Annotated in this window: 23 protein-coding genes and 1 pseudogene; 11 read left to right on the top strand and 13 right to left on the bottom strand. The window is 75.0% G+C overall.

Annotation, left to right across the window (positions count from 1 at the left end; translation table 11 throughout):
- Window positions 1-33 precede the first annotated feature (33 nt).
- Together AMIR_RS15275 and AMIR_RS15270 are read left to right on the top strand one after the other, a co-directional pair.
- Window positions 34-603: a TetR/AcrR family transcriptional regulator gene (locus AMIR_RS15275; protein WP_015801861.1), complete on the top strand. Its 570-nt coding sequence runs from the start codon at window positions 34-36 to the stop codon at window positions 601-603.
- A complete protein-coding gene (locus AMIR_RS15270; protein WP_015801860.1) occupies window positions 549-1,715 on the top strand; it encodes a sensor histidine kinase in 1,167 nt (388 codons plus the stop codon). The genes AMIR_RS15275 and AMIR_RS15270 overlap by 55 nt, the downstream gene beginning before the upstream one ends.
- On the opposite strand, the gene AMIR_RS41885 is transcribed toward AMIR_RS15270, so the two are convergent.
- Complete coding sequence (locus AMIR_RS41885) at window positions 1,624-2,022, bottom strand: sensor histidine kinase (protein ID WP_245554616.1); 399 nt, start codon at window positions 2,020-2,022, stop codon at window positions 1,624-1,626. The two genes, AMIR_RS15270 and AMIR_RS41885, sit on opposite strands and share 92 nt — an antisense overlap.
- Before the next feature lie 33 nt (window positions 2,023-2,055).
- On the opposite strand from AMIR_RS41885, the pseudogene AMIR_RS41880 reads away from it, so the two are divergent.
- Window positions 2,056-2,379, top strand: a pseudogene (locus AMIR_RS41880) (DedA family protein); the annotation flags it as partial.
- On the opposite strand, the gene AMIR_RS15260 reads toward AMIR_RS41880, so the two are convergent.
- Window positions 2,376-3,233 (bottom strand): LysR family transcriptional regulator, encoded by an 858-nt coding sequence (locus AMIR_RS15260; protein ID WP_015801859.1) that lies wholly within the window; start codon window positions 3,231-3,233, stop codon window positions 2,376-2,378. The pseudogene AMIR_RS41880 and the gene AMIR_RS15260 overlap by 4 nt on opposite strands.
- 71 nt (window positions 3,234-3,304) lie before the next feature.
- Here AMIR_RS15260 and AMIR_RS15255 point away from each other — a divergent pair, with 71 nt between their 5' ends.
- Together AMIR_RS15255 and AMIR_RS15250 are read left to right on the top strand one after the other, a co-directional pair.
- Complete coding sequence (locus AMIR_RS15255; RefSeq protein WP_015801858.1) at window positions 3,305-3,664, top strand: YybH family protein; 360 nt, start codon at window positions 3,305-3,307, stop codon at window positions 3,662-3,664.
- A gap of 108 nt (window positions 3,665-3,772) precedes the next feature.
- Entirely contained in the window at window positions 3,773-5,017 is a 1,245-nt protein-coding gene (locus tag AMIR_RS15250; protein ID WP_015801857.1) for an amidohydrolase family protein, read from the top strand.
- 31 nt (window positions 5,018-5,048) lie between these two features.
- Here the strand turns inward: AMIR_RS15250 and AMIR_RS15245 are convergent, their stop codons facing one another.
- The 8 genes from AMIR_RS15245 to AMIR_RS15210 form a co-directional block, all read right to left on the bottom strand.
- A complete protein-coding gene (locus AMIR_RS15245; RefSeq protein ID WP_015801856.1) occupies window positions 5,049-5,378 on the bottom strand; it encodes a glyoxalase superfamily protein in 330 nt (109 codons plus the stop codon).
- Between the two features lie 16 nt (window positions 5,379-5,394).
- Entirely contained in the window at window positions 5,395-6,801 is a 1,407-nt protein-coding gene (locus AMIR_RS15240; protein ID WP_015801855.1) for a rhamnulokinase, read from the bottom strand.
- 12 nt (window positions 6,802-6,813) lie between these two features.
- Entirely contained in the window at window positions 6,814-8,844 is a 2,031-nt protein-coding gene (locus AMIR_RS15235) for a bifunctional rhamnulose-1-phosphate aldolase/short-chain dehydrogenase (protein ID WP_015801854.1), read from the bottom strand.
- 2 nt (window positions 8,845-8,846) lie between these two features.
- Window positions 8,847-10,037 (bottom strand): L-rhamnose isomerase, encoded by a 1,191-nt coding sequence (gene rhaI / locus AMIR_RS15230; protein ID WP_015801853.1) that lies wholly within the window; start codon window positions 10,035-10,037, stop codon window positions 8,847-8,849.
- A 62-nt stretch (window positions 10,038-10,099) separates the two neighbouring features.
- Window positions 10,100-11,176 (bottom strand): rhamnose ABC transporter substrate-binding protein, encoded by a 1,077-nt coding sequence (rhaS, locus tag AMIR_RS15225; RefSeq protein ID WP_015801852.1) that lies wholly within the window; start codon window positions 11,174-11,176, stop codon window positions 10,100-10,102.
- A gap of 29 nt (window positions 11,177-11,205) precedes the next feature.
- Window positions 11,206-12,195 carry an ABC transporter permease gene (locus AMIR_RS15220; protein WP_015801851.1) on the bottom strand — a complete coding sequence of 330 codons (990 nt, stop codon included), beginning with the start codon at window positions 12,193-12,195 and terminating at the stop codon, window positions 11,206-11,208.
- A complete protein-coding gene (locus AMIR_RS15215) occupies window positions 12,185-13,207 on the bottom strand; it encodes an ABC transporter permease (protein ID WP_015801850.1) in 1,023 nt (340 codons plus the stop codon). Before AMIR_RS15215 ends, AMIR_RS15220 begins: the two co-directional genes overlap by 11 nt.
- Complete coding sequence (locus AMIR_RS15210; RefSeq protein ID WP_015801849.1) at window positions 13,204-14,706, bottom strand: sugar ABC transporter ATP-binding protein; 1,503 nt, start codon at window positions 14,704-14,706, stop codon at window positions 13,204-13,206. The genes AMIR_RS15215 and AMIR_RS15210 overlap by 4 nt, the downstream gene beginning before the upstream one ends.
- A 178-nt stretch (window positions 14,707-14,884) precedes the next feature.
- Here AMIR_RS15210 and AMIR_RS15205 point away from each other — a divergent pair, with 178 nt between their 5' ends.
- On the top strand, window positions 14,885-15,904 hold the full coding sequence (locus AMIR_RS15205) for a LacI family DNA-binding transcriptional regulator (RefSeq protein WP_015801848.1): 1,020 nt from the start codon (window positions 14,885-14,887) through the stop codon (window positions 15,902-15,904).
- Window positions 15,905-16,374: 470 nt separating this feature from the next.
- On the opposite strand, the gene AMIR_RS15195 is transcribed toward AMIR_RS15205, so the two are convergent.
- Complete coding sequence (locus AMIR_RS15195; RefSeq protein WP_041837827.1) at window positions 16,375-17,091, bottom strand: FadR/GntR family transcriptional regulator; 717 nt, start codon at window positions 17,089-17,091, stop codon at window positions 16,375-16,377.
- A gap of 56 nt (window positions 17,092-17,147) precedes the next feature.
- Between AMIR_RS15195 and AMIR_RS15190 the strand changes: the two genes are divergently transcribed.
- The 5 genes from AMIR_RS15190 to AMIR_RS15170 all read left to right on the top strand — a co-directional run bounded on the left by AMIR_RS15190 (window position 17,148) and on the right by AMIR_RS15170 (window position 21,698).
- Complete coding sequence (locus AMIR_RS15190) at window positions 17,148-17,879, top strand: (Fe-S)-binding protein (RefSeq protein WP_041836778.1); 732 nt, start codon at window positions 17,148-17,150, stop codon at window positions 17,877-17,879.
- 11 nt (window positions 17,880-17,890) lie between these two features.
- Window positions 17,891-19,294 (top strand): lactate utilization protein B, encoded by a 1,404-nt coding sequence (locus AMIR_RS15185; RefSeq protein WP_015801845.1) that lies wholly within the window; start codon window positions 17,891-17,893, stop codon window positions 19,292-19,294.
- Between the two features lie 491 nt (window positions 19,295-19,785).
- Entirely contained in the window at window positions 19,786-20,397 is a 612-nt protein-coding gene (locus AMIR_RS15180; RefSeq protein WP_015801844.1) for a LutC/YkgG family protein, read from the top strand.
- 273 nt (window positions 20,398-20,670) lie between these two features.
- Window positions 20,671-21,240 carry a DinB family protein gene (locus AMIR_RS15175; RefSeq protein WP_015801843.1) on the top strand — a complete coding sequence of 190 codons (570 nt, stop codon included), beginning with the start codon at window positions 20,671-20,673 and terminating at the stop codon, window positions 21,238-21,240.
- The gene (locus AMIR_RS15170; RefSeq protein ID WP_015801842.1) at window positions 21,237-21,698 is read left to right on the top strand and encodes a VOC family protein; all 462 of its coding nucleotides are present in this window, start codon (window positions 21,237-21,239) and stop codon (window positions 21,696-21,698) included. Before AMIR_RS15175 ends, AMIR_RS15170 begins: the two co-directional genes overlap by 4 nt.
- Before the next feature lie 8 nt (window positions 21,699-21,706).
- On the opposite strand, the gene AMIR_RS15165 is transcribed toward AMIR_RS15170, so the two are convergent.
- Both AMIR_RS15165 and AMIR_RS15160 read right to left on the bottom strand, forming a co-directional pair.
- Window positions 21,707-24,394, bottom strand: coding sequence for an RNA repair domain-containing protein (locus AMIR_RS15165; RefSeq protein ID WP_015801841.1), 2,688 nt, complete (start codon window positions 24,392-24,394; stop codon window positions 21,707-21,709).
- Window positions 24,394-26,040 carry an RNA ligase family protein gene (locus tag AMIR_RS15160; RefSeq protein ID WP_015801840.1) on the bottom strand — a complete coding sequence of 549 codons (1,647 nt, stop codon included), beginning with the start codon at window positions 26,038-26,040 and terminating at the stop codon, window positions 24,394-24,396. Before AMIR_RS15160 ends, AMIR_RS15165 begins: the two co-directional genes overlap by 1 nt.
- Between the last annotated feature and the right edge of the window lie 49 nt (window positions 26,041-26,089).

Below are 26,089 nucleotides of genomic sequence, written 5' to 3'. Positions count from 1 at the left end.
GCCACTCGCGCGCACGCCCTGTTGACTTGCCCCGTGCCCGCACCACCCCGCAAGCGCTCCGCCGAGGCGACCAGGGCGGCGATCCTGGACGCCGCGCGCGCCCGCTTCGGCGAGGGCGGGTTCGACCGGGTGCGGGTGCGCGACGTCGCGGCCGACGCGGGCGTGGACGCGGCGCTGGTGGTGCGGTACTTCGGCGGCAAGGAGGCGCTGTTCGCCGAGGCCGCCGCGTTCGACCTGCGCCTGCCCGACCTGCGCGGACTGCCGGGGGACCGGGTCGCGGCGGTGCTGCTGGACCGGTTCTTCGCGGTGTGGGAGCACGACGCCGGGTTCCTGTCGCTGCTGCGCGCGGCGGCGAGCAGCCCGGCCGCCGCCGAGGCGATGCTGGGGGTGTTCACCGGCCAGGTGGCGCCCGCGCTGGCCGAGATCGCGGTGGACCGGCCCGCCGAGCGGGCGGCGCTGGTCGGCTCCCAGGTGCTGGGGCTGGCGTTCACGCGGTACGTGCTGCGGGTGCCGCCGCTGGCGGCCATGGGGCGTGAGGAGGTGGGGGCGTGGATCGGACCGGTGCTGGAGCGGTACCTGCTGGACCCGAGCCCGCTCGGCTGACGTCGAGGCGGCGCCTGCTGGCCCCCTGGCAGGGCCGTGCGCGGTCGCTGGCGTTCGACGCGCTGCTGGCGGTCTTCCTGACCACGATCTCGGCCGTGGAGCTGGCAGGCGCCCACGGCCCGCTCGGCGCGGTGGCCGGGGTGCTGCTCACCGCGCCCGCCGTGCTGCTGCGCCGCCGCTGGCCGCTGGCGACGCTCGCGGTCGGCCTGGCGATGCTGGCGCTCGACACGACGACGTACCTGGTGTTCGTCGCCCTGCACAGCACGGCGGCCCGCTTCGGCACGTCCTGGCGCACCTGGGCGGGCGCGGCTGCGGTGTACGCGCTGTTCCTGCCCAGGCTGAACTACGAGGCCAGCCACTGGCTGTTCGTGGTGCTGCTCAACACGATCCCGGTGCTGATCCCCGTGCTCACCGGCATGTGGGTGCACCAGCGCACGCGCGTGGTGGGCCTGCTGGGCGAGCGCGCCGAGACCGCCGAGCGCGAGCGCGACCTGCTGGCCGAGCGCGCCGTCACCGCCGAGCGCAGGCGCATCGCCCGCGAGATGCACGACGTGGTCGCGCACCGGGTCAGCGTGATCGCCCTGCAGTCCGGCGCGCTGACCGTGGTCGGCGAGGGCCAGGTCGCCGACGCCGCCGAGGTCATCCGCAGGTCCAGCACCGCCGCGCTGTCGGAGCTGCGCGACGTGCTGCGGGTGCTGCGCGAGGACGACGCCGAGGAGAGCGCCCCCGGCCTGGACGGCATCCCCGCGCTGATCGCCGACGCCCCCGGCGACGTGCGGTTGGCGCGCCGGGACGAGGACCTGCCCGTGGTCGGCGCGGCGGCGGAGCGCGCGGCCTACCGGGTGGTGCAGGAGGCGCTGACCAACGCGGGCAAGCACGCGCCCGGCGCGCCCGTGCGGGTGTCGCTGGTGGCCGACGAGCTGGGCGCCCTGGTCGTGACGGTGGGCAACGGCGAGCCGAGCAGCCCGCCCACCACCGTCCCCGGCTCGGGCTACGGGCTGCTGGGGATGCGCGAGCGCGTCACCCAGGCGGGCGGCCACCTGGAGACGGGCCAGGTGGAGAACGGGTTCGTGGTGCGCGCGCAGTTCCCCCCGGCCCCCACCGACGGCTGACTTCCCCGTCCTGCCCCAGGTACCGCACCACGGCGGGCCCGCCCGCCGGGCTGTCCACCCCGAACACCCCGTCGGCCGCCAGCACCCGTCGCGCCAACCCGGACAGCCCCGGCCCGGCCGGATCGGCGCCACCCGCCCCGTCGTCGGACACGCTCAGCTCGACCCGCCCGTCCCGCTCCGCCACGACGACCTCCACACGCGTGGCCCCCGCGTGCTTGACCGCGTTGTTGACCGCCTCGGACGCCACGAAGTACAGCGCCACCTCCACGGCGGCGGGCAACCTGCCTGGGTGCACCCGCAGCGCCACCTGCCGCAGCTCCGCGATGGTCTCCTGGGACTGCTGGGCGCGCTGCTGGGCCGCGACCGGACCAGGGCGGTGTTCACGGGCCGGACGGTGCCGCTGTTCCGCAGCGTCATCTCCCCGCCCGCCGGGGTGGAGCGCATGTCCCCCACGAGGTTCCTGCTCCTGACCACCGCCGGGAGCCTGGTCTGGAACTCGGTGTTCGTCGTGGCGGGCTCCCTGCTGGGGGCGAACTGGCACGTGGTCGACGACTGCGCGGGCGCCTTCCAGACCGTGGTGCTCGCGGCCGTGGCGATCGCCGTCGTCCTCCTCGTGGTCGTCCGGGTCCGGGCTCGCCGCAGTCTCCCGGAGGATTCCTTTTAGTCAACACTGAAGGAATTATTCCGAATAATTCCCAGGAGGGCCCGAGCCGCGGGCGACGCCCGATCCCGCCACACCAGCGCCAGCAGCGCGCGGGTGTCCGGGATCGGCGCGGCGACCAGGTCCGGGTACGCGGGCGCCATCGACGCCCCCAGCACCGCGACCCCCAACCCCCGCGCCGCGAGCGCGGCCACCGCGTCCGGCGCGCTCGCCTCCAGCACGACCTCCGGCCGCTCCCCCGACGCCGCGCACCGCGCGTCCAGCGCCGCCCGCAGCCCGGTCCCCCTCGGCATCGCCACCAGCGGGTGCGCGAACGGGTCCGCGCCCGAGGCGACCGGGTGCCCCTCGGGGACCAGCGCGACGAGCGGGTCGTCCACCACCACCGCCACCTCCAGCCCCTCCGGCGGCTGCGCGACCCCGACCAGCGCCAGGTCCAGCCCACCGCGCCGCACCTCGTCCACCAGCCCCTCCGACACCCCCTCCAGCAAGCGCAGCCGCACGCCGGGGTGGGCGCGGTGGAACGCGGCGAGCGCGTCGAACAGCGGCGTGAGCGCGCAACCCGCGACCATGCCCACCACGAGCGAGCCGCGCACCACCCCGGCCACCTCCCCCACCGCCTGCCCGAGCGCGGCGGCCGAGGCGAGCGCGGCGCGGGCGTGCTCCAGCGCGACCTCGCCCGCGGCGGTCAGCGCCACGACGCGGCTGGTGCGGTCGAACAGCTCAGCCCCGAGCTCGCGCTCCAGCTGCCGGACCTGCGCGCTCACCCCGGACTGCGACACGTGCACGCGCGCGGCGGCGCGGGTGAAGCTGCGCTCCTCGGCGACGGCGACCAGGTACTCCAGCTGACGCAGATCCATGAACGGGAATGCTAGTTCCGATCAGATCCAGCTGTTGGACTTCTGATCGCGCGCCGCGCAGGCTGGGGCACGTGGTTGACCGAGAAAAAGCGCAGACCCCCGAAGACCTGACCAGGCTGTTCGTCGAGCGCTCCAACGCCGGTGACGCGCGGGGCGTGGCCGAGCTGTACGAGCCGGACGCGGTCATGGCCTACCCGCCCGGCGAGGTGACGGTGGGCCGGGCCGCGATCGAGGCCCTGTGGGCGTCGGTCCTGGCCCACCGCCCGCGCTTCACCCCGGAGCCCCCGCTGCCGACGCTGCTCAGCGGCGACCTGGCGCTGACCTCCACGCCGCCGTCGGACGGCGCGGGCGCGCGGGCGCAGGTGGCCCGCAGGCAGCCGGACGGGACCTGGCTGCGCGTGCTGGACCAGCCGGAGTTCCGGCGCCCCTGACGGCTTCGGGGTGTCGGAGGAGCACTCCCCCGGCGCCCCGGAAAGGGGTGTCCCGCACCACATCCCCGTTGCCGGCCTCCGCTTCTCCCCCGAGCGCGGAGGCCGGACTTGCCCCACCGCCTGGCGATCGCCAACACGACCCTGCTGACCATGAACGAGCGGCTCGGCGACCTGGTCGGCGCGGACCTGGTCGTGGACGGGACCGGCCGGATCGTGGTCCCCGGTTTCGTGGACTCGCACCGGCACATGTGGCTGGCGGTGCTGCGCGGCCGGGGCGCGGACCAGACGCTGCCCGAGTACTTCGCCGACGTCCTCGGCCACTGCGGGTCCCGGCTCACCGAGGAGGACGCGCACGTCGGCACCGCTCTCAGCGCGCTGACCGCGCTCGACGCGGGCATCACGACGGCGCAGGACGTGGCCAACATCAACGACCGCCCCGGCCGCACCGAGGCCGCGGTCGCCGCGCTGCGCGAGTCGGGGCTGCGGGCGGTGTTCGCGTTCGGCCACAGCGCGATGGGCGAGGACCGGCCCGACCACGGCGGCCTGTCCGAGGCGGGGGTGCGGGTGCTGGCCGAGCTGCTGCCGGACCGGGACGCGCGGGTGCGCATGGGGTTGTGCGTGGACGCGTTCACCCCGGAGGCGGCGCGGTGGAACTGGGCGCTGGCGAGCGAGCTGGACGTGCCGGTCGTGCTGCACTGCCTGGGCGGGCGGGGCGGGCTGGAGCCGAGCGACCTGCGGGACCTGGGCGTGTTCGGGCCGAGGGCGGTGTTCGTCCACGGCACGGGACTGGCCGCGGCGGAGCTGGCGGTGCTCGCCGAGAGCGGCGCGGCGCTGTCCGTGGCGCCGGTGGCGGAGATGCTGATGGGCCACGGGACGCCGCCGCTGGTGGACGCGCTGGCGGCGGGGCTGCGGCCGACGCTGAGCACGGACGTGGAGTCCACGGGCGCGGGCGACGTGTTCGCCCAGATGCGGTCGGGGCTCCAGGTGGCCAGGCTCATGGCCCTGCACGGCCCCGGCGCGCCGGGCCGGGACGAGCCGCCACCCCCGCTGATGACCTCGCGGCAGGCGCTGGAGGCCGCGACGATCAACGGCGCGCGGGCGCTGGGCGTGGGGGACGAGACCGGCTCGCTGACGCCGGGCAAGCAGGCCGACCTGGTCGTGCTGCGCGCGGACCGGCCCGGCCTCGCCCCGGTGCACGCCCCGGTGGGCGCGGTGGTGCAGAGCGCGGAGCGGGGCGACGTGGAGACCGTGCTGGTGGCGGGCAGGGCGGTCAAGCGCGACGGCCGCCTGCTGCGCGACACCACCGACCTGCCGGCGCGGGCCGACCGCGTGCGGGACCGGCTGTCCCGCTGAGCGCCCCCTGACGGCGGACCGGCGGCGCGCCTCAGCGCGGTGAGCCGATCCGCAGCCGGTTGCCGTCGGGGTCGCGCAGCTCGACCTCGCGGCCCCACGGCGCCTCCTCCACCGGCACGCCGAACTCGCCCGCGACCACGTCCACGTCGCGCACCCGCAGGTACACCAGCGTGTCCGGCCGGGCGTCGCCGGTGTGCTCGGACAGGAACAGCCGCACCTCGCCCCTGGCCACCTCCACGAACGCGGGCAGCCCCGGTGCGAAGCGGTGCACCGACCGCTGCTCGAAGCCGAGCCGGGCGTACCAGTCGACGGCGGTGGGGGCGTGCTCGACGCGGAGGATGGGGATGACCTGTTCGTCCACGCGCCCATCCTGGCGGCTACCCCCACACCCCCGCAGCCCCGGCGCGCGCCTCGAGGGCGTCCCACGCCCGCCCGTCCCCCGGCCGGTGGACCCGCAGCGCCGTCGACGCCGCGACCAGCTCGCGCACCGCCCACCGGTCCGGCAGGTCCGCGCCCAGCGCCCGCGCCTGCACCAGCACGTTCCCCAGCGCCGTCGCCTCCACCGGCCCGGCCACCACCGGCACGCCGCACGCGTCGGCGGTCAGCGCGCACAGCAGCTCGTTGCGCGCCCCTCCCCCGACCACGTGCAGCACCTCCACCGCCGTCCCGGTCACCCGCTCCAGCCCGCGCAGCGCCCGCCGGTACGCCAGCGCCAGGCTCTCCAGCACGCACCGCACCACCTCGCCGCGCGTCCCCGGCTCGCGCTGCCCGCTCGCCCGGCAGGCCGCGGCGATCCGCGCGGGCATGTCGCCGGGTGGCAGGAACCCCGGCGCGTCCACGTCCACCACCGGCCCGAACGCGGGCGCGTCCGCCGCCGACGCCAACGCGCCGGCCAGGTCCTCGCTCCCCCACGCCCGCAGCGTCTCGGTGAGCACCCACAGCCCCATCACGTTGCGCAGCAACCGGGTCGTGCCGTCGACCCCGGCCTCGTTCCCGAACCCGCCCAGCCGCGCCGCCTCGGTCAGCAGGGGCCGTTCCAGCTCGACCCCGATGAGCGACCACGTCCCCGAGGACAGGTAGGCGAACGGCCGGTCCGGCCGCGCGGGCGCGCCCAGCACGGCGGACGCGGTGTCGTGCGAGCCGACCGCGACGACGGGCGCGCCCAGCGCGGTCCCGAGCACCTCTCCCTGCGAGCGCAGCGGCGGCAGCAACCGGCCGGGAACCCCGACCCGCTCGGCCACCCCGAGCGCCCACTCCCCCGCCCGCGCGTCGTACAGGCCGGTGGTGGAGGCGTTGGTCCGCTCGGCCCCGACCGCCCCGGTGAGGTGGTGCACCAGCAGGTCGGGGATCAGCAGCAGCGTCGCCGCCCGGTCGAGGTCGGTCTCGGCGGCGAGCTGGTACACGGTGGTGAACGGCAGCGCCTGCACCCCGCCGACCGCGTACAGCTCCGCCTCCGGCACCAGGGCGTGCACCCGCGCGGGCATCCCGGCGGTGCGCCCGTCCCGGTGGTGCGCGGGCGGGCGCAGCAGCGCGCCGTCCGCGTCGAGCAGGCCGTAGTCCACCGCCCACGAGTCGATCCCGATCCCGTCCAGCGGACCGGCCTCGCGCAGCCCGGCCACCGACTCGGCGAACAGCGCGCCGGTGTCCCAGCGCAGCACGCCGCCGCCGTCCACCGGCCCGTTGGGGAACCGCCGCACCTGCGTCAGCCCCACCCGGCCGCCGCCGACCTCGCCGACCACGACCCGCCCGCTGGTGGCCCCGAGGTCCACCGCCGCCACCCGCACCGCGCGCCCCCTCTACCGCAGGAACGCCGCGGCGACACCGGCGTCGACCGGCACGTGCAGCCCCGTGGTCAGCGACAGCTCCCCGCCGGTCAGCGCGAACACCGCCGCCGCCACGTGCTCGGGCAGCACCTCGCGCTTGAGCAGCGTGCGCTGCGCGTAGAACGCGCCCAGCTCCTCCTCGGGCACCCCGTACACGGCGGCCCGCCGCGCCCCCCAGCCGCCCGCGAAGATGCCGCTGCCGCGCACCACCCCGTCCGGGTTGACGCCGTTGACGCGGATGCCGTGCCCGCCCAGCTCGGCGGCCAGCAGCCGCACCTGGTGCGCCTGGTCGGCCTTGGCCGCGCCGTAGGCGACGTTGTTGGGCCCGGCGAAGACCGAGTTCTTGGAGGCGATGTAGACGACGTCGCCACCGATGCCCTGGTCGATCATGGTGCGGGCGGCGGCCTTGGCGACCAGGAACGAGCCGCGCGCCATGACCCGGTGCTGGAGGTCCCAGTCCTGCTCGGTGGTGTCCAGCAACGACTTCGAGATGGACAGCCCGGCGTTGTTGACCACCAGGTCGAGCCCGCCGAACGCGAGCGCCGCCGCCGCGACCGCCGCGTCCACCTGCGCGGCGTCGGTGACGTCGGCGACCACCGGAACCGCCCGGTCCGGCCCGCCGATCCCCTCGGCGACGGCCTTCGCGGACGCCCCGTCCAGGTCGGCCACGACGACGCAGGCCCCTTCCGCCGTGAGCCTCTCCGCCACCGCCTTGCCGATCCCGGAGCCCGCGCCGGTGACCAGCGCGACGCGCCCGGCGAGCGGCTTGGGCGCGGGCATCCGGCGGAGCTTGGCCTCCTCCAGCTCCCAGTACTCGATGCGGAACTTCTCCGACTCGGGGATCGGCGCGTACCGGGAGACGGACTCGGCGCCGCGCATGACGTTGACCGCGTTGACGTAGAACTCCCCGGCCACGCGCGCGGTCTGCTTGTCCTTGCCGAAGGAGAACATGCCCACGCCCGGCACGAGCACGACCGCCGGGTCCGCGCCGCGCATCGGCGGCGAGTCGGGGAGCGCGTGCCGCTCGTAGTAGGCGCGGTAGTCCTCGCGGTAGGCGGCGTGCAGCTCGCGCAGCCGTGCGACGGTCTCGTCCAGGGGCGTGGACGGCGGCAGGTCCAGCACCAGGGGCCGGACCTTGGTGCGCAGGAAGTGGTCCGGGCACGAGGTGCCCAGCGCGGCCAGCTCGGCGAGCTTCTCGCGCGCGCAGAAGTCCAGCACGGCGTGGCAGTCGGTGTAGTGCCCGACCTGGCGCGCGTCGGTGGAGGCCAGGCCCCTGACCACCGGGGCGAGCGCGGCGGCGCGCGCGTGCCGCTCGTCCTCGGGCAGGGCCTGGAAACCGGGCACGACCGCGCCGAACGGCTCCTCGGAACCCTTGCGCGCCAGGAACTCCTCCGCGGTGCGGATGATCTCCAGCGAGTGCGCGGCGCACTCCTGCGAGGTCGCGCCCCACGCGGTGATGCCGTGCCCGCCCAGGACCACGCCGATGGCGTCCGGGTTGGCCCGCTGGACCTCCGCGATGTCCAGCCCCAGCTGGAAACCGGGCCTGCGCCAGTCGACCCAGGCCACCCGGTCGCCGAAGCACTCGCGGGTCAGGGCGGGGCCGTCGGCGGCGGTGGCCAGGGCGATGCCGGAGTCCGGGTGCAGGTGGTCCACGTGCGCGGCGTCGACCAGCCCGTGCATGGCGGTGTCGATCGACGGCGCGGCCCCGCCCCTGCCGTGCAGGCAGTGGTCGAACGCGGCGACCATCTCGTCCTCGCGCGCCTCGCCGGGGTAGACGTCGACCAGCGCGCGCAAGCGGTCCAGCCGCAGCACCGCCAGCCCGGCCGGGGTGAGCGTGCCCAGGTCGCCGCCCGATCCCTTGACCCACAGCAGTTCCACGTCCCGGCCGGTGACCGGGTCGGGTCCGGCGCCCTTGGCGGAGGTGTTGCCGCCCGCGTAGTTGGTGGTGCGCGGATCGCTCCCCAGCGCGTTGCTGCGGGCGATCAGCTCCTCGGGCACGGACATGCTCACGCTCCCCATCCGGCCTGCCGCCCGTCGGCGCGCGCGGCCACGATCTCCTGCTGGTACCCGCTGCGCTTGTAGGCCGCGACGGGGTCGGGGTCGAGCCCGGCGTCCGCGCGCACCTGCGCCAGCAGCGGGCGCACGTCGGTGTTGTAGGCGTCCATGAGCACCGCGTTGGCCTCCAGCACGTCCCCCTCGGCCTGCGCGGCCGACAGCGCCTCCCGGTCCACCAGCAGCGCCTTGGCCGTGGCCTCCTGGACGTTCATCACCGACCGGATCACCGCCGGGATCTTGGCCTCGATGTTGTGGCACTGGTCGAGCATGAAGTTGATGCCCGCCACCGGGTCCAGCGCGTCGGCGCGCACGATCTCGTTCATGATCCGGAACAGCTGGAACGGGTCGGCCGCGCCCACCATCAGGTCGTCGTCGGCGTAGAAGCGCGAGTTGAAGTCGAACGCGCCGAGCTTGTCCTGCCGCAGCAGGAAGGCGACGATGAACTCGATGTTCGTGCCCGGCGCGTGGTGGCCGGTGTCGATGCACACCCGCGCCTTCGGGCCCAGCTCGGCGCAGTGCGCGTACGAGGTGCCCCAGTCCGGGACGTCGGTGGCGTAGAAGGCGGGCTCGAACAGCTTGTACTCCAGCAGGAGCCGCTGGCCGTCGCCGAGCCGGGCGTACGTCTCGCGCAGCGCGGCGGCGAGCCGGTCCTGGCGGTCGCGCAGGTCGTCCTGGCCGGGGTAGTTGGTCCCGTCCGAGAACCACAGCTTCAGGTCGGACGACCCGGTGGCGTCCATGACGTCCACGGCGTGCAGCAGGTGGTCGGTGGCCTTGCGCCGCACCCGCGGGTCGGGGTTGGTGACCGAGCCGAGCTTGTAGTCGTCGTCCTGGAAGACGTTGGTGTTGATCGCGCCCAGCCGCACGCCCCGGTCGGCGGCGTACCGGGCGAGCGCGCCGTAGTCGTCCACCCGGTCCCACGGGACGTGCAGCGCGACGGACGGCGCGACGCCGGTGAACCGGTGCACCGCGGCGGCGTCGTCGACCTTCTCCTCGACGGTGCGCGGCACACCGGCCTGCGCGAAGACCTTGAAGCGGGTGCCGGAGTTGCCGAACGCCCACGACGGGGTCTCGATCGTTTGCCGGGACAGGGCTTGCTTGACTGCGCTCAACCGCTCGGGGGTCGGCTCGGGCACGGGTGGCACCGCCGTTTCCTGCTCGGGGGACGGCCCCGGCGCGCTCGCGCGAGCCGGGGCCGCGCCGGTGGTCAGAAGTCGAACTGGTCGATGTTGGCGGCGTCGAACACCGTGGGCGGGCCGAGGACGACCTCGCCGTCCGCGCCGATCGTGTAGTCGCCGAGCCTGCCCGCCGTGAACTCCTCGCCCTGCGCGCCGGTGATGCGGCCGGAGGCGAGGGCGACGCCCGCGTGCGCGGCGAGGTAGCCGATGTCGGCCGGGTCCCACAGCGCGAACCGCTCCACGGTCCCGTTCTTGACGTGCTCGCGCATCTGGTTGGGGGTGCCCAGGCCCGTCACGGCGACCTTGCCCTTGTAGCTGGAGGAGCCGACGTAGCGGGCGGCGGCGGCGATGCCGACCGTGGTGGGGGCGACGATGACCTCCAGGTCAGGGTGCGCCTGGAGCAGGCCCTGGGCCTCCTGGAAGGACTTCTGGTCGTCGTCGTTGCCGTAGACCGTCTTCACCAGCTTGAGCCCGGAGTTCTGCGGCTTGGCCAGCTCGGTCTCGACGACCGCGATCCAGGCGTTCTGGTTGGTGGCGTTGGGGGTCGCGGACAGGACCGCGATCTCCCCGGAGCCGCCGGCGAGCTGCGAGGCCATCTCCACGAGCTTCTCGCCGATGCCCTGCGCGGTGGCCTGGTTGACGAACACGTCGCGGCAGTCCTTCGCGGCGTCGGAGTCGAACGAGACGACCTTGATGCCCGCCTCGCGCGCCTGCTTGAGCGAGGGGCACACCGCGTTCTGGTCGTTGGCGGCGATGCCGATGACGTCCTGCTGCTGCTGGATCAGCGTGTTGATGTAGCTGACCTGGGAGGAGGCGCTGGCGTCGTTGGGGCCGACGAGCTTGAACTCGCCCTTCAGCTCCTCGACGCCCTCCTTGCCGCCCTCGCCCTCGATGTCGCTGTACGGGTTGTTGAGCTGCTTGGGCAGGAACGCCATCTTCACGCCCTCGCGCAGCGGCGCGTCCGGGTCGGCGCTCGCGGTGGGACCGCCGCTCGCCGCTCCGGGGTCGCCGTCGCCCTTGGTGGTGCCGCCGCAGGCGGTGAGCCCGACCAGCAGCGCGGCCACCAGGGCGGCGGTGCGGACGCGGGCGGTGGGGGTTGGGGACATCGGTGTCGCCTTCTCTCGCCGTCGGGTCGTCACGGGGTTGTCGTTGGCGCGCCCGGTCTTGCGGACGCGGGGCCCGCGCGTCGGCGGGTGGCGGCGCGCAGCAGGTTGGGCAGCAGCACCGAGACCACCAGGAGCCCGCCGGTCACGATGGTGAGCGCCTCGTTGGTCACGTCCGACAGGCGCAGCGCGCTCTGCAGCGTGCCCAGCAGCAGCACGCCCGCCAGCACGCCGGGCATCGCGCCCTTGCCGCCGAAGATGGACACCCCGCCCAGCAACACCGCGGCGACCACGGCCAGCTCCAGCCCGGCCCCGTTGTCGGCGCGGGCGCTGGAGTAGCGCAGCGTCCACAGCACCCCGGCGAGCCCGGCGACCGCGCCGGAGGTGACGTACAGCCAGAACTTGAGCCGGTCCACCCGGACGCCGGAGAACCGGGCCGCCTCCTGGCCCGCGCCCGCCGCGTACACCGCGCGCCCGACCGGGGTGGCGTGCAGCACCACGGTGAACGCGATCGCCAGCAGCGCCAGCGGGAGCAGCACGTTCGGCACACCCCCGGAGCTGCCGGTGACCCAGCCGGTGAACGAGGCCGGGTAGTCGGCGACCGCCGAGTCGCCCAGCACCACGAACGCCAGGCCCCGGAACAGGGCCATGGTGCCGATGGTGACCGCCAGCGAGGGCAGCGTGAACACCGTCACGAACAGCCCGTTCACCGCGCCCAGCAGCGCGCCGAGCAGCACGCACAGCGGCATGATCGTCTCGATGGGCAGGCCCGCGTCCCACAGCGCGCCCAGCACCGCCGAGGTCAGACCGAGCGTGCTGGCCACCGACAGGTCGATCTCGCCGGTGATCACGACGAACGTCATCGGCAGCGCCAGCAGCGCGATCGGCAGCAGGTCCAGCACCAGGTAGCCCGCGTTGCGGGTGGTGCCGAAGCCGTCGACCAGCACCGAGGACAGCGCCACGGCCAGCAGCGCCACCACGATGATCGCCGCGTCCCAGCCGAGCAGTCGCCTAGCGGACACGGGAACCTCCCTTCCGCAGCGCCCTGGCCGCGCGCAGCGCCACCAGGCGGTCGAGGCCGATCGCCACGAGGATCAGCGCGCCGACGATGGTCTGCTGCCAGAACTGGTCGATCTCCAGCACCGGCAGGGCGCTGCCGATCGTGGTGAGCAGCAGCGCGCCCAGCGCCGCGCCCCACGCGGTCCCGCTGCCGCCGAACACCGCGACGCCGCCGACGACGGCCGCCGCGACCACGGTCAGCTCGAACCCGGTGCCCGCGGCGGCGTCGACGGTGCCGAAGCGGACGGCGTGCAGCACCCCGCCGAGCCCGGCGAGCGCCCCGGAGGCGGCGAACGCGATCAGCGTGTTGCGGCCGGTCCGGATGCCCGCCAGCTGCGCGGCGCGCGGGCTGGATCCCATGGCGTACAGCTCGCGGCCGAGGCGGAAGTCCCGCAGCAGCACCGTCGCGGCGGTGGTGACGACGAGCGCGACGACCACCAGCCACGGCACGCCCAGCACCCCGCCGTCGGCGAAGGCGAGGAAGCCGCGCGGGAGCTCGTCGGCGGTGATCTGCCCGCCGCCCGCCCAGGTGTGCACCAGGCCCCGGTAGGCGTAGAGGGTGCCGAGGGTGACCACCAGCGCGGGGACGCCGCCGTAGCGCACCAGGACCGCGTTGAGCAGCCCGCACGCGACCCCGATGCCCGCACCGGCCAGCAGCGCGGCGGCGACCGGGGTCCCTGGGTGGTCGCGGACCAGGGAGCCGACCGCGAACGCGCTCAGGCCCAGCACGGAGCCGACCGACAGGTCGATGTTGCGGGTGATCACGACGACGGTCTGGCCCACCGCCAGGACGGTGAGGATGGACGCGCCGAGCAGCACGTCGCGCAGGCTCTGCGCGGACAGGAAGCGCGGGTTGGCCGAGGCGGTGACGGCGACCAGCGCGACGAGGCCGACCACGATGCCCAGCTCGCGGGCGCGGGTGATCGAGGACCACCAGGAGTCGTTGGGGGATAACGGTTCCTGCGTCGTGGTCATGCCGCGCGCCCCATCGCGGCGGCGACCACGCTCTCCTCGTCGGCGCGCTCGCGCGGGAGCTCGGCGACCAGGCGGCCCTCGCGCACCACGAGCACCCGGTCGGCCATGCCGAGCACCTCGGGCAGCTCGGACGAGACCATGAGGATCGCGACGCCCTCCGCCGCGAGCGCCGAGACGAGCCGGTGCACCTCGGCCTTGGCGCCCACGTCGACGCCCCTGGTGGGCTCGTCGACGATGAGCACCCTCGGGGTGGTGGCCAGCCACTTGGCCAGCACGACCTTCTGCTGGTTGCCGCCGGAGAGGGTGCCGACCGGGTCGGTGAGCCTGCCGTACTTGGCGCGCAGCCGCTCGGTCCAGCGCAGCGCCTCGCGGTGCTCGGCGCGTCCGGTGAGCAGGCCCGCCACGGCCAGTTCGCGCGAGCGCGGCAGGGTGACGTTGCGCTGCACGGACAGCTCGACCAGCAGGCCCTGCCGGCGGCGGTCCTCGGGCACCAGCGCCATGCCCGCGGCCATGGCGGCGCGCGGCGAGTTCGGCCGGACCTCGCGGCCGTCGACGTGGACGGCGCCCCGGTCGCGGCGGTCGACGCCGAAGACGGCCTGCACGATCTCGGAGCGGCCTGCCCCGACGAGTCCGGCGAGGGCGACGATCTCGCCGGCGCGCACGTCGAAGTCGACGTCGGCGAACACCCCGGTCCGGGTGAGGCCGCGCACCGAGAGCACGACCTCGCCGGGGGTCACGGCCTGCTTGGGGAACAGGGCGTCCGGCTCGCGGCCGACCATGCGGCGCACCAGCTCGTCCTCGGTGACCTCGGTGATCGGGTCGGTGGAGACGTGGGCGCCGTCGCGCAGGACCGTGACGCGCTGGCAGAGCGCGGTGATCTCCTCGAAGCGGTGCGAGATGAACAGCACCGCCGCGCCGTCCGCCTGGAGGGCGCGGACGACGGAGAAGAGCCGGTCGACCTCGATGGCGGACAGGGCGGCGGTGGGCTCGTCCATGACCAGCACGCGCGCGTTCCCGGCCAGGGCCTTGGCGATCTCGACGAGCTGCTGGTCGGCGATGGAGAGCCCGCGCGCGGGCCGGTCCGCGTCGAGCCGCACGCCGAGCCGCTCGAACAGGGCGCGGGCCGTGGCGCGCATGGCGGCGCGGTCGATCCGGCGGAAGCGGCGCAGCGGGTGGGCGCCCACGGCGATGTTCTCGGCGACGCTCAGGTCCGGGAACAGGGTGGGCTCCTGGTGGATGACCGCGATGCCCGCCGCCTTGGCGTCGGCCGGTGAGCCGAAGGTGGTCGGGGCGCCGTCGACGAGCAGGGCGCCGCTGTCGGGCCGGTGGACGCCCGCGAGGACGTTGACGACGGTGGACTTGCCCGCGCCGTTCTCGCCGACCAGGGCGTGCGCCTCGCCCGCGTGCAGCGGGAACGAGCAGCCGCGCACGGCGGCGACGGCGCCGAAGGACTTGGTGACGGCGCGGACCTCCAGCGGTGGCGGCTCCTGCGTTGGCATCAGCGCCTCCAGGAATGAAAGGTTTCAATCTGGCCGTCGCGACGGTATATGAGCCCCGTCACAGCGGTCAATGGTGAAGCCGCAGCGGTCCAGGTCACGGCGACCCGGAGGTTCGGGGGTAGCGTGGGAGGTCGGCTAAATCGTTTCAAGCTGGTCGGCGGCGGGCGGTGGGAGCGGCATGGCGGGTTCGGCGCACCGGCAGGTGAGCGTCCGGGACGTGGCGACGGCGGCGGGCGTGTCGGTCGGCACGGTCTCCAACGTGCTCAACCGGCCCGACGTGGTCAGTCCGGGGACGCGGGCGCGGGTGCACGCGGTGATGGCGGAGCTGGGGTTCGTGCGCAACGAGTCGGCGCGGCAGCTGCGGGTGGGGCGCGGGCGGGCGCTGGCGTACGTGATGCTCGACGGCGGGAACCCGTTCTTCGCGGACGTGGCGCAGGGCGTGGAGGAGGAGGCGGAGGCGAACGACCTGTCGCTGTTCCTGTGCAACAGCGACAACCGAGCCGAGCGCGAGCTGACCTACCTGACCCGCCTGGAGCAGCAGCGGGTCCAGGGCGTCCTGATCACCCCAGCCGACCCCGGCGCCCCGATCCTGGCCGAGCTGCCCGCGCGCGGCACCCCGGTGGTGATCGTGGACCGCACGAGGGGCGGCGGGACGCACTGCACGGTCGCGGTGGACGACGTGCTCGGCGGCGAGCTGGCGGTGGCGCACCTGCTGGAGGCGGGCCACGAGCGGGTGGCCTTCGTCGGCGGTCCGATGACCGTCGGCCAGGTCCGCGACCGGCGCGAGGGCGCGCTGCGGGCGCTGCGCGGCTCGTCGGCGTCGCTGGTGGACGTGCCGACGGCGGCGCTGACCGTGGCCGAGGGCGGGGAGGCCGGGCAGCGGTTGTCCGGCCTGCCCGCGAGCCGCAGGCCGACGGCGGCGTTCTGCGCGAACGACCTGCTGGCGCTCGGGCTGTTGCAGCACTGCGTGGGCACGGGCCTGCGCATCCCGGAGGACCTGGCGATCGTGGGCTACGACGACATCGAGTTCGCCGCGGCGGCGGCCGTGCCGCTGACGTCGGTGCGCCAGCCCCGGCGGTTGCTCGGCCGGACGGCGGCGGCGTTGCTGCTGAAGGAGGTCCGGGAGGAGGGGCACCGGCACGAACAGGTGATCTTCACACCTGAACTGGTGGTCCGGGGGTCGAGCCGGGGGCGCTGAACGCGACCGCTGCACGGGCCGCCCCTCGCTGAGTCCCACGTGCGGCGCCCAGGGCCGCCCCAGTCCGCCTCACCCACACCCCGCCCCGCCGCACCGCGGCCTTGTCTTGCCTCGCCCGGCCCTGCCCGGCCCTGCCTCACCCGGTCCAGGCCTGCCCCGCCGCGACCCGCCGCGACCCGCCTCGGCTTTGCCTCGCCTTGCCCAACCGCGCCTCACGCCACCGCGCCTGGCCTCGCTGGTCCTACCCGGCCCTGCCTCGCCCCGGCGCGCCTCGCCCCGACCAGCGGCCCTAGATTCCTGTCTCTCGGCTCTCGGCCCTCGCCTCCCGGCTCTCGGCCCTCGCCTCCCGGCTCTCTGCCCTCGCCTCCCGGCCCTCGCCTCTCGGCTCTCGGCCCTCGCCTGCCGCCTCCCGGCCCTCACCTCTCGGCTCTCGGCTCCCGGCCCTCGTCTCGATCTCGCCGGAAAAGACTTCAGTGATCAACACCCCGGTCACCGCGGCCCGCCCGCTCCCACTCCCGGTGGAACCCCTCCACGTGCGCGGTCACCAGCTCCGCCGCCGCGTCCTCCTCCCCCGCCAGCACCGCCGCCAGCACCGCCCGGTGCTCCGCGCGCAGCCGCCGCGCCGTGCCCGCCCAGTCCGGCAGTTCCGCCACCGCCCGCAGCACGGTGTGGTGGATCGCGTCGCGCAGCGCGGTCATGACGGCGGTGTTCACCGCGTTCCCCGCCGCGCGGGTGAGCGCGACGTGGAAGTCCGCGTCGAGCCGGTGGAACTCCTCGGCGCCGATGCCCGGCGCGTCCATCCGGTCCAGCAGCTCGCCCGCCGCCGCCAGCTCCGCCGCGTCCCCGCGCGCCGCCGCAGCCCGCGCCGACGCGCCCTCCAGCAGCACCCGCGTCCCGACCAGGTCCGCCAGCGGCAGCCTGCGGGTGGCCAGGTGCAGCCGCAGCGCCGCGCCGATCCCGCCCGCCGGGTCGGCGATCACCGTGGTGCCGGCGTCCGGCCCGGACCCGACGCCGCTGCGCACCACGCCGAGCGCCTGGAGCGCCCGGATCGCCTCGCGCACCGTCGAGCGGCTCACCCCCAGCTCGCCCGCGAGCCTGCGCTCGGGCGGCAGCTGCCCGCCCACCACGAGCCTGCCCGCCGCCAGCTCCGCCTCCACGTGCGCGAGCACCACCCCGAATCCGCTCACCGCAACCCCCGCCCGCGCCCTGGTGTGGTCCGACCACACAGGCTACGGTGCCTGGGGTGAGAGTCGCGCTGTTCGTGACGTGCCTGGTGGACGGCCTGTTCCCCCAGGTGGGCAAGGCGACCGCCGCGCTGCTGGAGCGGCTGGGCCACGAGGTCGTCGTGCCGCGCGGGCAGACCTGCTGCGGGCAGATGCACGTCAACACCGGGTACGCCGAGCAGGCCGTTCCGGTGATCCGCAACCACGTGCGGGCGTTCGCCGACGCGGACGTGGTGGTCGCGCCCTCAGGGTCGTGCGCGGGGTCGATCCGGCACCAGCACGCGAAGGTCGCCGCCCAGCACGGGCACGCGCGGCTGGCGGAGCGGGCCGAGGAGGTCGCGGGGCGCACCTACGAGCTGTCGGAGTTCCTGGTGGACGTGCTGGGCGTGACCGACGTGGGCGCGTACTTCCCCCACCGGGTGACGTACCACCCGACGTGCCACTCGCTGCGCGTGCTCGGTGTGGGCGACAAGCCGCTGCGGCTGCTGCGCGAGGTGCGCGGCATCGACCTGGTGGAGCTGCCGGGCGCGGAGACGTGCTGCGGGTTCGGCGGGACGTTCGCGCTGAAGAACTCGGAGACGTCCGCGGCGATGCTGGCGGACAAGATGAGCGCGGTGCTGTCGACCGGCGCGAAGGTGCTCACGGCGGGCGACTCGTCGTGCCTGATGCACATCGGCGGCGGGCTGTCCCGGTTGCGCAGCGGCACCAGGGCGCTGCACCTGGCGGAGGTGCTGGCGGGGGTGGCGCGGTGACGTTCCTGGGGATGCCCGGCGGCACCGGGAACCTGACCGGCGAGCCGTTCCCGCGAGCGGCGCGCGAGGCGCTGGGGAACGCGCAGCTGCGCCGCAACCTGGGCAAGGCCACCGGCACGATCCGCGCGAAGCGGGCGCGGGTGGTCGCCGAGCTGCCCGACTGGGACGGGTTGCGCGCGGCCGGTGCGGCGATCAAGGACGAGGTGCTGGCCGGCCTGGACACCCACCTGCTGCGCTTGGAGCAGGAGCTGACCGAGCGCGGCACGACCGTGCACTGGGCGCGCGACGCCGAGGAGGCCAACCGGATCGTCACCGACCTGGTCGCGGCCACCGGCAGCCGCGAGGTGATCAAGGTGAAGTCCATGGCGACGGCCGAGATCGGGTTGAACGAGGCGTTGGCGGAGGCGGGGATCAGCGCCGTCGAGACGGACCTGGCCGAGCTGATCGTGCAGCTGGGCGACGACCGGTCGAGCCACATCCTGGTGCCCGCGATCCACCGCAACCGGGCCGAGATCCGGGACCTGTTCCTGCGCGAGATGCCGGACGTGGACCCCGCGCTGACCGACGACCCGCGCGCGCTGGCCGAGGCGGCGCGCGCTCACCTGCGGCGCAAGTTCATGACGGTGGACGTGGCGGTGTCGGGAGCGAACTTCGCGGTGGCGGAGACCGGGGCGCTGGTCGTGGTCGAGTCGGAGGGCAACGGCCGGATGTGCCTGACGCTGCCGCGCACGCTGATCAGCGTGGTGGGCGTGGAGAAGCTGGTGCCGAGGTGGCAGGACCTGGAGGTGTTCCTGCAGCTGCTGCCGCGCTCGTCCACCGGCGAGCGGATGAACCCCTACACGTCGGTGTGGACCGGCCCGACCGAGGGCCAGACCGCGCACGTGGTGCTGGTGGACAACGGCCGCACCGCGACCCTGGCGGACCCGGACGGCAGGGCGGCGCTGCGCTGCATCCGCTGCTCGGCGTGCCTGAACTCGTGCCCGGTGTACGAGCGCGCGGGCGGCCACGCGTACGGCTCGACGTACCCCGGCCCGATCGGGGCGGTGCTGTCCCCGCAGCTGACGGGCGTGGACCGCAACCCGACGCTGCCGTACGCGTCGTCGCTGTGCGGGGTCTGCTACGACGTCTGCCCGGTGGCGATCGACATCCCGTCGATGCTGGTGCACTTGCGCGAACGGGTGGTGCAGGCGAAACCGGTGACGCCGGAGTCGGCAGCGATGCGCGGCCTGGCGTGGGCGATGACGTCACCGGGCCGGTGGCGCAGGTTCCTGCGCGCGGGCAGGCTGGGCAGGCTGCTGGGCGGAAGACGGGGCGTGATCGGCCGAATGCCACCCCCACTGGCGGCATGGACGGACACCCGCGACCTTCCCCGCCCACCGGAGCAGACGTTCCAGGACTGGTGGGAGTCACGGTGACCGCTGAACGACCTCCGGGCGAGACTGGAGCGACGCAACCTTCGGGCACGGCTGGAGCGAGGCGGCCTCCGGGCGAGACTGGGAAAACGCAGTCTTCAGGCACGGCTGGAGCGGGGCGACCTTCGGGCGAGACTGGAGCGACGCAACCTTCGGGCACGGCTGGAGCGAGGCGGCCTCCGGGCGAGACTGGAGCGACGCAACCTTCGGGCACGGCTGGAGCGGGGCGGCCCCCCTCGGGCGAGGCCAGGGCAGCGCGGCCTTCAGGCGAAGCGGGATCAGCGCCGTCTCCGGGCACAGCCGGGCCTGGGCGCCCCACCAGCGAGGTGAGGCGGGCTCAGCCTTCGGGCGTGGCTGGGCCGATCGCACATACTTCAGGCGTGGCTGGGCCGGACGCACAGCCCTCGGGCGCGACCGAGCCGGACGCACAGCCCTCGGGCGTGGCTGGGCAGGACGAAACGGGGACGGCGTCAAGTTCGCGCAAGGTGGTCCCGATGCGCGGCCAGGCCCCAGCACGGGGTTCGGCCCGCACCGAGGTGCTGGCCAGAATCCGCACGGCCCTGCGCGACAAGCCCGTGGCCACCGAAGTGCCCCGTGCCTACCGCCGGGCAGGCGAACGCGGCCCAGGCGACGTGGACCTGCTCGCCGAGCGGTTGCGCGACTACCGGGCGACCGTCACCTTCACGTCCCCGGCAGACCTGCCCAAGACCCTGTCCTCCCTGGCAACGGGCAAGGTGCTGGCCGCCCCGGCCATCCCGCAGGAGTGGCTGCCCGACGCGGAACGCGAGGTCACCGGCCTGGCGGACCTGCGCGAGTTCGACGCGGTGGTGACCTGCTGCCGGGTCGCCGTGGCCGAAACGGGCACGATCGTGCTGGACCACGACGCCCCGGACCAGGCCGAACGCGCGTGGACCCTGGTCCCCGACCACCACGTGGTCGTGGTCCGACGAGCCCAGGTCGTCATGGGCGTGCCGGACGCGATCGCGGAACTGACCGGCGTGCGCACCCAGACCTGGATCAGCGGCCCGTCCGCGACCAGCGACATCGAACTGGAACGCGTCGAAGGCGTGCACGGCCCCCGACAGCTCGACGTGGTGATCGTGTAACCGCCACGACCGACACCCGCTCCACCTACTCCACCCGCTCCACCCCCGCCCGTCATCGAATCACCGCGCCACCCGCGCACCCACCGACCCCACCGACCCCACCGACCACACCGCACCGCCCGCACCACACCCGGACCACCCCGCCCGACACTTCATGATTTTAGTGAATCCGCAGGTAGCCCCACCACTCCCCGGACAGCCTCACGAACGAGTGAACTTCAGCCCGGCCAACGAGGACAGCACCTGTCCGCGATCGCTGCCAGGGTGTGCGTCATGCCCGCACTCGACTGGAACCTGACCCTGCGCGACCAGTGGGAGTTCCACTGGGAGAACCAGCTCAGGACCAGGCTCGCCGGCCTCACCGACGCCGAGTACTCCTGGTCCCCCACGCCGGACGCCTGGAGCGTGCGCCCGCGCGGCACGTCCCCAGCCCCCGTCCACGCCGGAGCGGGCGACTTCACCATCGACTTCGCCTTCCCCCAGCCAGTCCCACCACCGTTCACCACCATCTCCTGGCGGCTCGGCCACGTCATCGTCGGCGTGCTCGCCATGCGCAACGCGGCCCACTTCGACGCACCCCCGGCCTCCTACGAGACCTGGGACTACGCGGGCACGGCCGCAGGCGCGCTGGAGCAGTTGGAGACCCAGCTGGAGCGCTGGACCGAGGGTGTGCGCGGCCTGGACGACACCGCGCTGACCACTCCGGTCGGCGAGAAGGAACCGGCCTTCCCCGAACGCCCCATGGCCGACCTCGTCCTGCACATCCAGCGCGAGCTGATCCACCACCTGTCCGAGGTCTGCCTGCTGCGCGACCTCCACCACCACACCGGAGCGCACCGATGAGCCGCCACGTCCAGATCACCTTCGACTGCCGCTCCCCCAAGGCCCTCTCCACGTTCTGGCGCGAGGTCCTGGGCTACGTCCACCCCGGCCCGCCCGGCGTGGACCTGCCGGAGGGCGCCGACCCGCTGAAAGCCTGGGACGAGTTCCTGGAGCGCATCGGCGTGCCGGAGTCCGAGCGCGACGACCGTTCCGCCATCGAGGACCCCGAGGGCCGCGGCCCCAGGCTGTTCTTCCAGCGGGTCCCCGAGAACAAGGTGGTGAAGAACCGGGTCCACCTGGACGTGCGCGTCGCGCCCGAACTGCGCGGCGAGGAGCGGATGGCGGCCCTGGAAGCCGAGTGCGCGCGGATCGTGGCGCTCGGCGCGACCCGGCTCGGCCGCACCGATCCCGCGCCACCGCTGGAAACCGGGTTCATCGTGGTCACCGACCCGGAGGGCAACGAGTTCTGCCTGGACTGAGGCCACGGCTACACCTCCAGCCCACCACCCTCGTGCCACCGCAGGCTCCCGCCGCGCAGCCCGACCGCCCACCGCCCCGCGATCCTGGCCAGCTCCACCGCGTCCGGCGGCGTCCGCCCCAGCCCCACGGCGATCCCGCCGCCGACCGGGCGCGGCCAGGCGTGGGCGTCGGGCGCGCCCGCCTCCGCCAGCTCGTCCAGCAGCGCCCGCACCCGCCCGCGCAACCGCCCCGCGTCGTCGGCGCGCGCGAGCGCCCACGCGCGGTGCCTGCGGTGCAGCTCGGGTCGCTCCCGCCTGCTCTCCGGGAACTCCCACGCCCGGTACAGCTCGGCGGTCAGCAGCTCAGCGAAGTCCTCACCGACCTGCCCGGCGCAGTCGCGCACCGGGGAGCTGGGCGTCAGCACGGTCATCGCCCCGCGCGCGGGCCCGGCGTCGCCGTCCAGCGACACCGCGCGCCGCCAGTCCCAGGCCGCCCACGTGCCGAAGAAGTGCGTCAGCGGGTCGTCGTCGGCCTCCCGCGCGCTCACCGCCGCCAGCACCGACCACGCCACGCCCGGCAGCCCGCCGAACGGGGCCGAGTCCAGGCCCTTCACCCGCGCCCACGCCTTGACCTCGCGGGCCAGCGCGGTGAAGCGCTCCTCGTGCCCGGTCACGGCGGCGCGGATCGCCTCGGCGTCGCCGACCGCGCTGAGCGCCACCTCGCCCCCGGTCTCCCCGCGCCGCGCCACCGCCTCGGCCACCGGCACACCCCCGCTGCCGACGACCGCGATGTCCACGCCCAGCCCAGGTTCCACGACCGCGCGCACCCCCGGTCCGCGTGCCCCGTTGACCACGCGAACGTCAAGCGCCCCAGGCGGAACCCACAGTCCGGGCAGCGGACCGGGTTCGCCGGGGACCACCGCGACCAGGTCGAGATCGGCGTCGGGCAACGCGCACCCGGTGGCCCGCGAGCCGACCACGTGCACCTCGCCCACACCACGGGCCCAGCGCACGACTTCTTCCGCCCGCTCCCCAAAATCAACAGGCCCGGAAGTGTCCACTTCGGACGCCCAACGCGGCTCACCACCACCCAGCGGCACGACCGCGCGCGTCACCATCGGCCCGTCACCACGCCGCGACACCACCGCCAGCTCACCCACCCGCCCCCGGAACTCCCCGAGCGCCCGCGCGTCGGACAACGCGTCGACCGAACGCCCCAGGGTCAGGTGCGGGACGAAATCCCTTCTCCCACCGGGAAAAGCCGCAGCCAGCGCGGCGTGCAGCAGGTGCCAAGGCTCCTCGCCACCGGCCGCCGGGTCGAGCCACACCACGTCCTCGCCGAACGCCCGCACCCCCGCCAGCCGCACGTCGAACGGCCGCACGTCCCGGACCGCGCGCGCCAGCAGCGGCACCGCCTCGTCGAAGTCCGCCTCGGGCACGAACCCGAACAGCAGCGTGACGTGCGCGGGCCAGCGCCCCGCGCCCCGGTCGTGGGACCGGCGCACCGGTTCGACCGCGTCCACGACCTCCTGCGGCGGCAACCAGACCACGGCGGTGCGCGCGGTGCGGGCGGAACTGGAGAACCGACCCGTGGAATCCCGTTGCGCGCCAACACCTCCAGCCTCCTCCGCAACACCGGGGACGAGATCGGCCCGCACCCCGTAGTGGTCCGACGCGAACAGCCCGGCCGCCGTGGGCACGTCCCCGACCAGCGCGACCGCCTCCACCCGCGCCGACCCGCGCAGCAGCACCCGGTCCAGCCGGGAGGACCGCCCGGTCAGCGATCCCAGCGCCGCCAGGGGGTTCGTGGCCGGGTCGAAGGTCGGCGCCCCACCGGGACCCCGCACCTCCACCCACGCGTCTCGGGCCCCCAGCGCGGACGCGGGCAGTGGGCCGCCGTCGTTGAAGTCCCCGACCACCACGACCTCACCGTCCACACCGGACAGCACCTCGGCCGCCGCAGCCAGCTCGGCCCGCCTGCGACTCGCCCCGTCGGCGCTGTGGTCGCTGGTCAGGTGCGTGCTCACCACCACGACCGGACCGGCCGCGGTCTCCACCGTGATCGCCGCGAGCCCTTTGCGCCGGGAGAACGCGTGCCGCCCCGACTCGCGCACCGGGACCCGGCTCAGCAGCAGCAACCCGGTGTCGCCGACCGCGGCGGAGGTGGGCGCGGTGTCGAAGGTGTAGCGCTCGCGCACCCACGGCGCGGCGGCCAGCATCGCGGCCAGCTCCGGCTCGACCTCCTGCAGCGCGATCACGTCGGCGTCCGCGACCTGGAGCTCGGCCAGCAGCAGCGGACGCCGTCGCGCGGTGCGCACGAGCTCCGGGTTGTACTTGTCCCACAACGTGTTCCACGTCAGCACCCGCAGCGACGCGCCGGGCGCGGCGGTTCCGGAACCGGGCCGCCAGCCGTCGACCGGGTGCCACGAGTGCGGCGCGCCCGCGTCGAAGAACGGTGGTCGCAGCAACCCCGCCGACCGGACTCGCCCAGCGGCCGACTGCTCGACCCGGTCGACCCCGGAAGCCCGGTCCCACAGCACCTCGCCGTCCGCCTCCACGAACAGCACCCGGTGCCACGGCACCTCGCCGGGGTCGAACACGACCATCGGCACCCGCTTGACCTCGGCCCCGCGCTGGGCGACGCCGAAGGTGAACCGGGCCTGGTCGAACCGGGCGTCCCAGCGGACCCGGTGGTAGACCTGCTCGCTGGTGCGCATCAGGGCTCTCCCCCGTCGTCCTCGATCTCGCCGCTCTCGCCCAGGTACCAGGTGCGGTGCGCCTGCCACGGGTACGGCGGGCTGTAGCGGCGCAGCTGCGCGGCGCGCACGGCGGCGGGCACCGGGTGCGGCCGGGTCGCGTCGCGCGCGTCGAGCACCCGCTCGGACACGAGCGCGACGACGTGGGTGAGCAGCGCGCCGCGCCTGCGGGCGGTGGCGTCCACGGGCGCGCGCAGCTGGTCGGTGAGCGAGGTGGCGTCCCACACCACGTCACCGCCGCGCGCGAGCGCCGCGTCGAGCAGACCCCTTGCCTCGTAGGCGATCGCGTCGTTGGCGGACTGGTCGGAGCGGTCGCCGCGCGCGGCGCGCAGCTCGTCGAGCGAGACCAGCTCGCCCCAGCCGCGCCCGAACGTGGACTTGCCGCTGCCGGACGGCCCGATCAGGTGCAGCAGCTCGGGGTGCGGCCCGCGCAGCCGCCACGTGGCGGCCACCGCCTCCTCCACGCCCAGCACCCGCCCCTGCTCGACGGACCGGTCGCGGCCATCGGCCCAGCACAGCGCGGAACCGCTCTCGGCCAGCAGTCCCGCGCGCAGCTCGGCGAACGGGCGCGGGCCCAGCTCGTCGGCGTGCAGCGCGGACCACGCGGTGTTCTCGCGGGCAGCAGCGTCCGGGGCGAGCGCGGCGGACACGGTGTGCAGCACCCCGAGGTCGACGGCGGTGGCCAGCCGCAGCAGCCCGGAGCGGCGCAGCCCGTCGGGGAACTCGCGGTGCGGCCCCCGGTGCAGCCCGGCGAGGTCGGCGATACGGCGGGACAGCGGAAGTCCCGTCAGGCCAGCGAGTTCGGCGGCGAGGCGGGCGCGCGGGACGGCGTGCAGCGCGGTGGCCAGCACGGCGGCGAGGCGGCGGTCGCCGAGGGCGTCGGCGGGGTCGAGCCGGGCGAGCGCGTCGGCGTCGACCGGCAGCCCGGTGGTGGCGGCGAGCGCGTCGGGGTCCGCCGGCGCGCCGGAGCGCAGGTCCCACAGCAGGGCGCGCGGGCTCAGCCCGTTGGGCACGACCGGGGCGCTCATCCAGTGCACGTCGGTGCGCACGTGCGAGGGCCGCACCCACTTCGCGACCCGGTGGGCGAAGTCGGCCCGGTCGAACTCCTGGGCCGCGCGCACCACGTAGCCCTCCTGCACCGAGGTGTCCACGCGCAACCGGCGCAGCAGGCGCTCGCTGAAGTCGCCCCGGTACAGCACCGGCGGCGTGGGCACGCCGATGCCGTGCAGGAACCCGGTCGTGGCGTCCCAGGACAGGCAGCGGTCGCCGTCCCACACCGAGAAGCCGTAGAACCAGCTGTCCAGCGCGTCGTAGGCCAGCGAGTGGCGGGCGTGCACGTTCTCCCCGCAGATCCGCCAGCCGACCGGCAGGTGCGGTCCGATCCGGGCCTGCAGCCCCTTGACCCAGGAGCGCGACGGGTGGTGCCCGGAGTCGAGCGAGCGCGCGTGCGAGCCGTCGCGGTAGAGCGTCGTGTTCTCCCCGTCGAGCTTCTCGGTCACCACGACCTCGCGCCCGAAAAGTCCCGCGACCCCGCCCGCCCGCACGTCGTCGGAGGTGCTCCCCGGCGACCACGGCAGGTGCGGGGTGCGGGGGTAGTGCGTCCGCATGTCCCCTCCCACCTGTGCCGACGTCGCACTGTAACCACGGCGGGGCTGG

The sequence above is a fragment of the Actinosynnema mirum DSM 43827 genome (assembly GCF_000023245.1).
GTDB classification, from domain to species: Bacteria; Actinomycetota; Actinomycetes; order Mycobacteriales; family Pseudonocardiaceae; genus Actinosynnema; species Actinosynnema mirum.
Note: the sequence above shows the minus strand (reverse complement) of the source record. Positions and strands in the feature narration are given on the sequence as shown.